General features: G+C 36.4%; 4 protein-coding genes and 2 pseudogenes (1 of these 6 cut by a window edge). All 6 read right to left on the bottom strand.

Annotated features, from left to right (window positions below):
• Positions 1-565: 565 nt before the first annotated feature.
• Positions 566-831 (bottom strand): annotated as a pseudogene (locus tag LEP1GSC062_RS08490) (leucine-rich repeat domain-containing protein); the annotation flags it as partial.
• A gap of 221 nt (positions 832-1,052) precedes the next feature.
• On the bottom strand, positions 1,053-2,045 hold the full coding sequence (locus LEP1GSC062_RS08485; RefSeq protein WP_010578174.1) for an LA_2444/LA_4059 family outer membrane protein: 993 nt from the start codon (positions 2,043-2,045) through the stop codon (positions 1,053-1,055).
• A 744-nt stretch (positions 2,046-2,789) separates the two neighbouring features.
• Positions 2,790-3,584, bottom strand: a pseudogene (locus LEP1GSC062_RS23055) (IS5 family transposase).
• 87 nt (positions 3,585-3,671) lie between these two features.
• A complete protein-coding gene (locus LEP1GSC062_RS08460; RefSeq protein ID WP_010578172.1) occupies positions 3,672-5,756 on the bottom strand; it encodes an enterotoxin A family protein in 2,085 nt (694 codons plus the stop codon).
• A 732-nt stretch (positions 5,757-6,488) separates the two neighbouring features.
• The gene (locus LEP1GSC062_RS08455) at positions 6,489-6,812 is read right to left on the bottom strand and encodes a hypothetical protein (protein WP_010578171.1); all 324 of its coding nucleotides are present in this window, start codon (positions 6,810-6,812) and stop codon (positions 6,489-6,491) included.
• A gap of 1,273 nt (positions 6,813-8,085) precedes the next feature.
• Positions 8,086-9,007, bottom strand: partial view of a polysaccharide deacetylase family protein gene (locus LEP1GSC062_RS08450; protein WP_010578170.1) — the 3' portion only. It continues 275 nt past the right edge of the window; the window shows 922 of its 1,197 coding nt (coding positions 276-1,197); its start codon lies off the right edge, out of view; it ends in the stop codon at positions 8,086-8,088.

The following is a 9,007-nucleotide window of genomic DNA, read 5'->3' as shown; positions in this document are numbered from 1 at the left end:
CTAATGAAATTCGCGAGCTGCGACGACGACCCGCTGAGCGACCTAAACACCGACCCATAGGAAGGTGTTTGCTGAGTTCAGGAAAGCTCTGCGCCTGAGTTCAGCGAGTCGTTGCTCTTTACTGATCCCTATAAAATAGAATACAATTAATTTGGACATAAAACCCGCGTTTAGACGCAGAATTTTGGACACTCTATTATGTAGAGATGAGTAGTTTCTTATTCGCCCAAACTTTCTTACGACCCTGCTCACGTTATGTTAATAAGAAAAAAAGAACAAAGACACCCCAATATCCAATTCTCAAAGGATATTCTCGTTTAGCTTGGACACTCTTTTTTGAATTATTTAATACGATCGAGAAATATTTTTTCTTCGGTTTAAAATTTAAGAATCTTTGATTCATTCAAATTGAAGCAATTTCAAGATTTAAATGAGAAAGTCTATTTATCTTTACTCTCCTTTATTGAATAGAGTGTTCAGAATTCTGTCTTTAAAACGGGGATTCGTCTCAAAATTCATGGCATCCTTCTAAAGGGGTCACTTCGGAAAGTAACTTACGAATCCTTTCTTTTTCTTCGGATGAAAGTTGATTGTCACTCAAATCCAATATTTGCAAATTCTTCAGTTGTACGATTTCAGCCGGAAGAATTGTGAGATATCGGGAACTCAAATATAAAATCAAAACATCCAAAGGATTTTGGAGCGCTTTTGTTAAGTCTTTGTAAATTACTTTCTCAACTTCCTCTGCTTGTAACTTGGAAAAAAACAAATGAGAACCAGAAGGCAGATTGTTATTTTTTGTAAGTGAATCATTGTTAAACGAAATTTCATAAAAGAATGATAAACAAAAAAGTAACTTTTTCTATTGATCTTATAATCTGCATTCTATCAAATAAAAGAATCGAACTCAGTTGAATCATAAAAGTTAAAATGGTCTTTGAAAAATTGGCTTTCCTCCAATTTTCACTCGGGATGGATCAAGTCATTTTTCAACGAGATCGTTTGTCGGAACAAATAAAAGAAAATGATTGCCGGAACAACACCCTCTCATTCTAAAAACCAACGGCGACTCCGAAATAAAATCCCTGCAAAATATCGTGATTTCCCGAACGAATGGGACGAGTCATAAAAGGAACATCATTTGTATGCATTTGAATCGGAGAAATTTGAGAATTCCCCAGTGCAAAATCCGTTTGATTGAATCCAAGATAACTGAAATAAGAATAAATATAACCGTAACCGACGTAGAGTTTCATCGTTTCAAAAATTTTATAACCAAAAGAAAGATCCAATTCATAACCTCTGTAAATTCCTCTTACACCCGCGGTTCCGCTTGAGATCGTAACAAAATCCAATGAGACCGTCTTCGGTTTGTAAAAACGATTGCCTTCCGTATAAAAAAGATCCGCCGCAAAACTGAGAGAAAAATTCTCCATAAATCGATAGTCCGTCCTAAAAACGAACTGAGGACCATAGGTATAAAAATATTCCTGATAGGCGCCTTCCTGTAAAAAATATCCGTATTTATATTTATTGATATTTCGAATTCCCGCACCTGCGAACAGATCCCAATCTTCGCTTAAGTTTAGAATTTTATAATAATTGAATTCCGCTTCGGATCGGATCATCGGGTTGAAATAGTGTCTTTGAATCGCAATCCCTCCGTCTCCCGCCTTGGTCACGATCGTATTCGGATTCGCCAATTCTATTTCATACGCGGAAAGTTCGATTCTGTATTTTTTATCGTGACGATCGTATCGAAATGCGAGCGGAATCAATACCTTCTGATTTTGTTTTACGGAATCTGTTTTGTTCGAACTTTCCAAGGAAGAATGCTCCGAAAAGGAGGTATAATCGTAAGGAGTCCAGCGGTACGTCTGACGTTTGATCCAGAACTCAAAAGCGGACTTTTTCTTTCCTCCTTCTTGATTTTTCTCTTTCTGCTGCGAAAACGTCGGATCCGTTTGGAGGGAATAGATACAAAGAAAAATCCAAATCCCAAAATAACGTTTCTGAAAAAGGAAACAAAGTAAATTTTTTCTCATCTTTTTTCCTCACTGTTTGATTTCCTCGGAAAAAGCTGCGAGCCAGTTACGAGAAAAATCTAATATTAGTAATTTCTTGAGGATTTTGGAAATCATTTATTGAGTTTGTATAGGCGCCCGCTTCCCATTTTTCTTTTTCTAATCTTTCGTAAAAGAAACTTCTAAAAAGAAGAGTATAGTTTTTTGAAAGCTGAGCGAAATTTCATAATTAGATTCTCCGAATCGGAATTATATTTTGATTGTGAATAGGACCGAAAATTCGAAGAACTTCTTTTTAACGTGAATTCTACGAGAGAGATGTCCAAAAAAGTCTTTTTCGATTCAAAAATCTTTCGTTTTTCCAAATCAAACAAATTTTAACGTTTTGAGGAAACAATTACATATTTTCGAACTCAAAGAAAAGATCAACTCCCTAAGCACAAATCGCTCGGTCAGTCGCACCTATCAGAAATCCGATCAAAAAAGTTAAAATTCGAAAAAAGGAATTACTCATACCATCTTTTTGGAGAAGAGAAATTAACTCAAAAATCCTTTTATCGAAAGACAAAGTGTACTGTAATTATTCAATGGATTCAATTTAGATTGATGAAAACATATGACTGCACCTTTTTAGAGAGAATTCTAGACATTTCTAATTTATAAATTACTCAAATATCTAGAATTCATCCTAAAAGCCACTTACTCTGATATAGTTCTTGCACAACGTAATCTGTAAGAATGAGTTTCTAAGAGCCGGTCTCAAAACTACCTATTAAAAAAGTTAAAAGCAATGATGGAGCTTGCGAGATAAAGAGATGCCAGATAATTTTCCGCTTTTCTATCCCAGCGAATTAGAATAGCTCTGAATCGATTGTGCCAACTGTTTGTTCTTTCAACGACCCAACGCCTCGGTTTTCCTTTATATTTGCCGATGAGAGGCTTCTCACCTTTTTTCCGAATATGAGCTCGAATGTTTCTTTTCTTGATGAATGCTTCTATATCTTTGAAGTCATAACCTTTATCTAAACAAAGATGCTTCGGTTTTTTCTTTTTCTTCCGGAAAAAACTAAGATTGAATTCAACGTATCTTTTACACCGCGTTTGTCATGAACGTTAGCTCCAGTCAACGTAATTGCCAAAGGAATACCATTTCCATCCGTAAGAATATGCCGTTTAACCCCTAATTTGGCACGGTCTGTAGGGTTCTTTCCGGTTAAGCTCCCCCTTTGGGAGCTTTAACCATTGCGGAATCCATCGAAGCCCAGTCCCATGCTATCTTATTCTTCACATCATAATATTTTAAAATAGATTTATAGATCTTTTTAAATACTCCCGCTCGTTCCCATTCTTGAAATCTTCTATGACAAGTTTGACCGGACCCAAAGTCATTCGGAATTGCACGCCACTGACATCCCGTTTTCATTCGATAGATAATCCCTGCCATTACCACTCTTGCAGGTACACGATTGCGCCCCCTTGGGGATTGACCTTTTCTTTAGGGATAAAAGATGCGATTTTTTGCCAAAGAGCATCGGGTATCTCTGAATAATATTTGTCCATTTCACATTGATATTATTATGCTTTCTCAGTACAAGCAGTTTTGAGACCGGCTCTAAGTAGGTTCTAGCATAAGAACATTAGGAACTACTAATAACCCCACTTGTAACAAATTCCATTTTTATTAAAACATCTGTCTTTGTTATTCAACGCCAAACACTCATTTTTTCCTTGGAAATTTTCCAACCCCGTAAGACCGCTTTTAAGAGTTCTCACAGATCTTGTCTGAGCCTGTACCACACGTTGGCAAGTCGGACCATCTTGATTGAGTGGAATACATTTTACATCATTCGCTCCGATCGTACAAAACAAACTTCTTCCGTTGGAATAAACAATTTTTGTCTGCTTTTCATTCAAAATATTTTGATAATCTTCAAAGTCCACCGTTGAAAAAACGGGAGTAAATCCAAGATCGGATTTAACAGAACCTTTTGAAACACAGGAAAGCCTCATGGTTTTTCCCCAATTTCTGACTTCAGTAGCACAAAGAGAATAACCATCCTTTCTCATAAGGCCTTTAGCCTCCATGAGTCGAGTCACATAATTAAATCCAGTCGATGATTCGTATTGTTTCTGACTTGGAAAATTGTAACACCGAACGGAACTCTTGAGCTGATTCTTAGGAACGTAGCAAAAATCTTGTACCAAAGGATTCATAATTCTTACACTAGCTATTACGTCGCTGTTGCTATTCCCCATCAGATCTGTTATTTTTACATGATTAGAAAATTGCTGATTACCCAAAGACCACCAGCAATTCAAATCAAATTTATCATATCTCTGATTTGTAATACGGCACCAATCTGGAACACCATCCTGATTAGAATCCGTAAAAATACTAAATTGTTTAGCCAAATTAAAATAATAATGTCTACCTTTCGTTATTCCGGATTGTCCTAAAGTAAAAGTAACCTCACTTCCGTTGCGCTTTTGAACTAACTCCGTACAAGCTATCTCATATCCGTCTATAATCCGGCAAAAAAAAGACCTTCCAGAAATTCCTTTAACAATCATACGCTTGTTAGCCGCTCCGCCAGATGACCAGCCACCGTCCACGGATCCAAAATTGACTTCAGTAGGAAAACGTCCTTCCCCATTGCCTAGATTACACTTTAGTAAAGGATATTTATCTGTCCCGGCTACTAAACGACAAAAATCGTCTTTCCAATCGTTATTAATATCCACAAACATATACGAATCCTCATAACCCGTATCGCTCATTGTAGTTTCTGCGACGAAACCAAGTTTTCCATTGTTCAGTATAGGCCTACATTCCATTTTACTTTTCGATGTAACATAACATAGACCGCCCACATAGTCCGATAAACTTACAAAAGTTCCCTTACTAGATGCAGCTCGAGAGATGGGAGTTTTAAAAGGTGAAAGAATTGGTATTTTACTTTTCTTTCGACTTACATTGGAAATTTTTTGAGCAGTATCTAAAAATGACTGCTTTAAATAACACTTTCCATTACTACGTCTACGCAAATGGACATTGCACCCTGCGACATGTACAAAAAATTCATTCCCCCATCTAGGATCACCTTGAGGAAATCCAGCTAACTCTGGAAGTCCGGGCGAAGAAGTAGCATTCGCAAACGTCTCTCGATCAAATATAGGATTATGTTCGAATAAACCGGGGTCATCTAAACTAAAATTAAAATTACTCGAAAAGCGAGTCCATCCATAAACCTGATTCCAATAAATTCGATTCAACGCAACAGCCTCTGCTGTCGAATTAGAAGGAGTATAAGGACCGAGAGAACCTTGTACATCCACAATATTAAATCCTCCGGCAATCTGATAAATGTAATAATCTCCAGAAATATTCGATTGTGCATAAATAAGTGCATATATAAAATTCCTAAACAAGCTAATATAACCTGATCTTTCGCTATTAACTCGGGGAGTAACATGGTTTAACAGTGAAAAATCTATATTTGTAGAATCTATAGATGCTCCAGACGACCAAAATCCATCCGAAGCACTTACTTGTTCCGGAGTTAAAACAGTAACCAGATAAAAAACCTCTACAGGAGGTGTAGCAACCTGATTTTCGTGCGTTCCCTCAACAATATCGACCGGATCAGGAAGAGGTCTTTCCCGATTTGCATACAGATTTTCTAAAGTTCCTAATAAAAAGGAAGTGATCAGAATCATTAAAATTTTTTGCATAATTTTTCACCTTTTATCATTCTTTTAACTTCCCAATGAAAATAGAAATTCTCATTGATCTGGAGATTACAATTATAACGTGCTTAAACTATAATCTACTTATTTTCAAGATATAAGGTTAAGATTCTAAGAATTAAATTCCCGCACGAAAATCATCGTATTCTGACCGTCATCAAATCAAAAATTTATTTGATAAAAGTTTCCATAATATATATAACCGAAGTTTTTAGCAATTCTTCATACTATGGCTTTTGAATACTCGGAAGGCTTGTTCCCCAATGCGGTTGATTCATAAATAGAAAATTTTTCTACTGATATCTATATAAAGGAGTACCGTCAATTTTAGCACAAATACCCATTTTAAGACAGAATACTAGGCACTCTATTATGTAGAGATTAGTAATTACAAAATTGAAATTTTACAATTTATCGATGTACAAAATATCTTATAATTACATGATTTATATGTGAATTATGTAATGTTTTAAAAGAAATTCGTGAAAAAGCAGAAGGCTACTTAGAAGTAATTGCTTACAGTAATCGTATAGAATTGATCCTGATAGGATCTATTACTGGTACCTATATAATAGAGTACCAGTAATGTGAGGCAAATCTCTCATTTAAAGGTTGAATTTTGGTACTTATTACATAGTTCTTGAGTAAGAAACTTAAAGGGTTTTAAGTAAAATGGAATTAAAACGTATAACCATTCTCACCAAAATCTAAAAATGTTTAATAATACTGACCGAGAGTAATTGTAACGATAGTTTTATTATTGTCTTTTTTATTAATACACTCACATTTGATTTGGGCAGATTGAGTGTAATATCCTTGGTGAGCTGAAAACCCCGGAGCCGCTTTGCAACTTTTGTATATTCCCTCGTTTACTAGACGATTACAAGCTTCTTGAATTGCAGCGGCAGCATCACTTGCCTGAGAAAATATTTTTCCTGGAATTAAAATTCCCGCTAAAATTAAACTCCCAAAGAACACTGTTTGAAACCATTTCTGAATCACGGAAATTCCTCTCTTATGAAGAGAAAATAAATATCCCATTTGTTCAAAATTTCAAGAGATAATTTTCGGAATTGTTATTTTAGCAACAGGTTTCTAAAATAAGACTTGGCTTATTTCTTTCCTCTCTAAAATTTATTTTGGGATAAATCTTAAAAATCTTTTCATAAATGCCGATCGATCATTTCAGAGACAAATTTTTTGAATAACCGCAATTTCTATCCCGGAAGAAAACGATCATTGTATAAATTCGATCTGCAATACCTAAAATTTAGGCCTTCCGCACTCCAATTAAAATCATAACCTTACCCACAAGTACTTGGATCTCAAGATAAATCTGTCGGAATTACGACAAATCCTCTGTGTAACTTACGCCCCAGAACGCGCCCCATGGGAAGCGTTCTGCTGAGTTATACCTTTCGCGCCCCTTAGGAAGCGTTCTGTTGAGTTATACCTTTCGCGCCCTAAACACCGACCCATAGGAAGGTGTTTGCTGAGTTCAGGAAGCGTTGTGCCTGAGTTATACCTTTCGCGACCTAAACACCGACCCATAGGAAGGTGTTTGCTGAGTTCAGGGAGTGAGATATTGAGTTTCCCCCTAATTTTGGGTGGAGGGGAGAATAACTCTATTTCGCTTTTCTTTCTCAACTTCGTTGAGAGCCGCTTACAAAACTCAACCTTGCTCTCTAGGGATCGCTCGGTAATGCTCCGCTGTTCGCTGGCTATTTCGCTCTCTACGGGTCGCGAAATAGGTGGAAAAACTCGGGAGATTTTTCTCTATCAGAAAATCATACTTCTTGCAAGTAAAAAGCCTCATTCTCGTCGGGGAACACTTGCGTTTTATTGTATGTAAAGTTCTATTCACTAAAATCTAACCCCTAATCACTAACACGTCGGAACACTTGAAAAATATCAGCTTTTGATTCTTATGATCCCAAACTTCTTAACTTGTGGGGTTGGTTATGGTTCTTCAGAGTCTGCTCTAAAATCTTAAGAAAAACTAGAAGTTCTCTCAAAATACCTTATTTTTGTTTAAAATGCCAATTCCAATCATTCTAAGATATTTTTGAAATAACTTCTACTACAATCTCGTAATAAAATACAGGAGTTCCGACAGAAACCGTCTCTTTGGGACACTTATGAACTTTCTAATGGACTTTATTATTGTTAAATCCTTGTGAGAACTCCTGCAGCCTAAGACTTTTGGGGCAAAATCTCAATATATTCAATTTGATCGAATATATTATAATATTATAATTCATATATCATTGGAGAAAAAAGCCACACCTTACAATTGCAATCCTTTCAAAAGAAATCAATCCTGGTGATCGTTGATAATTTCAGGAATCGTCACAAAACTATAACCCTTAGAAAGCATTTCCTGGATGAAATCTGGAAGAATATAGATGAGCTTTTCCGATTGTCTTGGGGAACCTAAATGCATCAAAATAATAGCTCCATTCATACCATCTTTATCCGCCTCTTCCCAACGATAAAGAAAATCAAGCGCTTCGGCTCTAGTCTTATAATTCGGATTCGGCATAATCCTCGTTTTGCCTGTTCGAGGATCTTTTTTATAAATAAATTTCTTATATACGAAATCCGGAATATCCAAAGAGCCAACCGAATTATTGCTCCAAAAAATATGATGTGTGTAACCGAGTTTTCCGAAGGTTTGAATTACCAGAGGGTCAAAACCTCCGTAAGGAAGACGATAGTATTTAGTTAATTGTTTACCGGTAATAGATTCGAATTTTTCTTCCACCATTTTCATTTCTTGTTGGAGAAAATTGGCGTCCGGGATTTCGTCAGAAACGTAACTGAGCAAAATTCTTTTACGTAAAGAAGTTTCGTATAAACTTCTTGGAATATTATAATGACTCCAAGTATGGTTTCCAAAAACGACTCGGTCTCCGAGTTCGGAAAGTTTTCTCAAGTAACGTAGATTCGTGTTGCTGAAAAACGAACCGTTTTTGAGCGCCGGGTTTTCGTTTGAAACAAACAACGTGATTTTGATGGGAAATCGGGAAAGATATTCGTAAATCAACTTAAGATCCTCCCCGGTCCCCAAATCGAAAGTTAAAGCGATTTCTTTAAAACGAACATCTCCCCGATTGATATTTTTACCTACGTCGGAACCTGCAAGAACTTCCAAGCTTATCTTATTTTCAGAAACCTGGTCGGATAAATCTCCGTCGGAAACTGCGTCATAGAGATCCGATTTGAACTTGAGAAGC

Source organism: Leptospira alexanderi serovar Manhao 3 str. L 60 (genome assembly GCF_000243815.2).
GTDB classification, from domain to species: domain Bacteria; phylum Spirochaetota; class Leptospiria; order Leptospirales; family Leptospiraceae; genus Leptospira; species Leptospira alexanderi.
This window is presented reverse-complemented; position numbering and strand designations above follow the sequence as displayed.